Source organism: Bacillus sp. JJ1474, from assembly GCF_036965225.1.
Taxonomy (GTDB): domain Bacteria; phylum Bacillota; class Bacilli; order Bacillales; family Cytobacillaceae; genus Cytobacillus.
The window spans coordinates 1,741-4,687 of sequence record NZ_JBALPC010000249.1 but is presented as its reverse complement, the minus strand read 5'-3'; the positions used below and the strand labels follow the sequence as shown (position 1 = coordinate 4,687).

Sequence of the window (2,947 nt, the reverse complement as noted above, 5' to 3'; positions counted from 1 at the left end):
TAATTTTAATGAACAAATTTTATATACAATTAACAGAAATAATTTACCATATTTAATTTGTAGGAATAATAATATCAATGATTTTGAGGTTGTTAATGCTGTTGCAAAAATTAAAGAGTCAATTATTGTGTATAGTGGCTTTGGAGGACAAATCTTAAAGTCTGAGATCTTAAATACGGGGAAGAAGTTTCTTCATATACATCCTGGAATTGTTCCATATTATAGAGGAAGTACAACTGTATATTATAGTCTATTATCTGAAGGGAATTTTGGTGCATCAGCAATATTTTTAAATGAAAGAATTGACGAGGGGCCTGTTTTAGCAAAAAAAATGTACGATGTTCCTATCAATATTCCAGATGTTGATTACATATACGATCCGTATATTAGAGCAGACCTACTTGTAGAAGTTTTAAGTAGATATAAAAAAATGGGGACTTTTCAAATAGAAGAAACTAAGAACCCGTATGAAGGGGAAACTTATTTTATTATACATCCAGTATTAAAACATATAGCAATTTTAAGTGAAGTTGAACCTAAGAGGGGAAAAATTAAACTATGATTGGAGAGTTCATAATTGAAGTCAATCATTATCGGGGCTGGACGAGGTATTAGTAACGGTTCAGTTGTTGATTACCATAAAACATTATACAAAGATATTATTGGTAGAAGAGTATTGGATTGGATCTTGAATAGTTTTAAAGAATCAGGAATTACTGATACAGTTTTCATCGGTGGTTTTCAGTTAGAAAAAATAATGGAATTCTATCCTTCCCTACGATATTACACGAACAATTCTTGGGATACGACTAATATTCTATCTACATTAATGTGTGCAAGTGAAGAGTTAGACTCTGATGTAGTGGTTTCATATTCGGATATAACCTTTAGACCAAACATAATAAAAAGCTTGATAGCTAGTAAAGATGATATAACCATATTAATAGACTCTAAATGGAGAAATAGATATGTAGGGAGAACAGGTGAAGATTTACAAAAATCAGAAAAGGTTATAGTTAAAAACGGCTATGTAAGTAATATTAGTAAAAACATTCCTGTTACAAGTTTGGTTTCAGGAGAATTTATTGGATTGTGTAAAATAAAGGCAAACGTTGCAAATGAAATAAGGAAAATTTATACTACATTATTAGAAAATTATCAGAAAGATAAATTTTATGATAACAATAATATACATCAAGCTTCGTTAATTGATATGTTCCAAGAGCTTATTAATCGTGGATACCGAATTAAAGCTATTGATGTTGAAGGACAGTGGGCTAAACTCAATTCCACAAAAGATCTATCACATTTTATTTTTGGAACAAAGGGAGAGACCCTAGAGAGATTAAAGCCACTATTGTTATCTGCTAAAATATGTGAACAAGTTAGATTTGAGGTTCAAGAATGGGAAGATAATCAATCAGGATGTATAGAGTTAATACAAAATAAATTTCCAAATGTTAAATTAGTGGTCCGAAGTAGTTCCTTGATTGAAGATACAGCTGATCATTCATTTGCTGGCGCATTTGAAAGTTTCTTTAATATAGATTCAAATAATATTTCACAGTTAGAGGAATCAATTGAATCTGTAATTAAAAGTTATGAAGAGGTGGCTGCTGGAAATACAAGCCTTAATCAAATTCTAGTTCAGCCGCAACTAGTGGATGTTGCTATAAGTGGAGTATTATTTACGAGAGATTTAGAAACAGCCTCCCCTTATTATATTGTAAATTATGATGATAAGACGAGTAGAACTAATTCAGTTACTGCGGGAACTGATAATTTAAAGACTTTAGTTGTTTTTAAAGAATGTATTGAGGAAGTTAAAAATGAAGAATTAAAAAAATTATTAAAAGTAACAAAAGAAATAGAAATGATTATTGGTAATGAGACAATTGATATTGAGTTTGCAATAACTCATAAAGGCGAAATATACATATTTCAAGTCCGCCCAATTGCTGCATTAAAAGGAAAAAGTATAGTTTCTATTGATGATTTTATTATTTGGCTGTCAAAAACTCAGAAATTCATACGTTGTTTAGACACAAATAAAACATCTGATTTATTAGGAGATCGTACTATATTGGCTAATATGCCGGATTGGAATCCAGCGGAATTAATTGGAACTAAGCCAAAGCCCCTTGCTTATTCATTATATGAGTACCTAATTACAAACGATGTGTGGCGTGAAGCAAGAGGATCAATTGGTTATCATAATCCTACTTCGGAATCCCTTATGAAGTCTGTCTTTGGACAACCATATATTGATGTAAGAGTAAGTTTTAACACTCTTTTACCTAAAACAATATCTCCGGATTTAGGTAGACAGCTTATTAATTATTATATAAATTATTTGACTGAACATCCTGAATTGCATGATAAAGTAGAATTTGAAGTTATACCAACTTGTATTAGTTTTGATATGACAAAATTTGAGAATAATTTATTTGAAGCAGGATTTACAAGAACAGAAATAAATGAATTGAATACAGAGCTTTTCAAACTTACTAATAATATTATTTCCGGTAAGTTCACGACAGTATCAGAACAGTTAAAACTTGTTAAGAGTTTAAATTATAAGAGAGAGTATGTTAAAACAACTATTAGTTCAATAGAAAATATTCCATATTTAATAAAAGTATTACTTGATGACTGTAAGGAATATGGAACTAAACCGTTTACAATATTAGCAAGATATGCTTTCATTGCTGTGTCTTTTTTAAAGTCTTTTATACAAAGAGGCATTATTACTTATTCTGAATATACAAACTTTCTGGAATCTGTTGAAACAATAGCAAGTAATACTGTTAATGATTTTGCAAAAGTTATGCAAGGTGAAATGAGCCGTGGTAAGTTCTTGGAAATTTACGGTCATCTACGCCCTGGAACGTATGATATTAATTCTGCAAGGTATGACGAAAAACCTGACGTATATTTAAAACCTACT

Annotated in this window: 2 protein-coding genes; both read left to right on the top strand. The window is 30.3% G+C overall.

The window, feature by feature from the left end; genetic code table 11:
• Nucleotides 1–562: formyltransferase family protein (locus V7164_RS23570; protein WP_335355406.1), on the top strand; the 562-nt coding region annotated here is incomplete at its 5' end.
• A 15-nt stretch (nt 563–577) separates the two neighbouring features.
• The coding region (locus V7164_RS23565; RefSeq protein WP_335355405.1) for a PEP/pyruvate-binding domain-containing protein at nt 578–2,947 on the top strand (2,370 nt) is incomplete at its 3' end.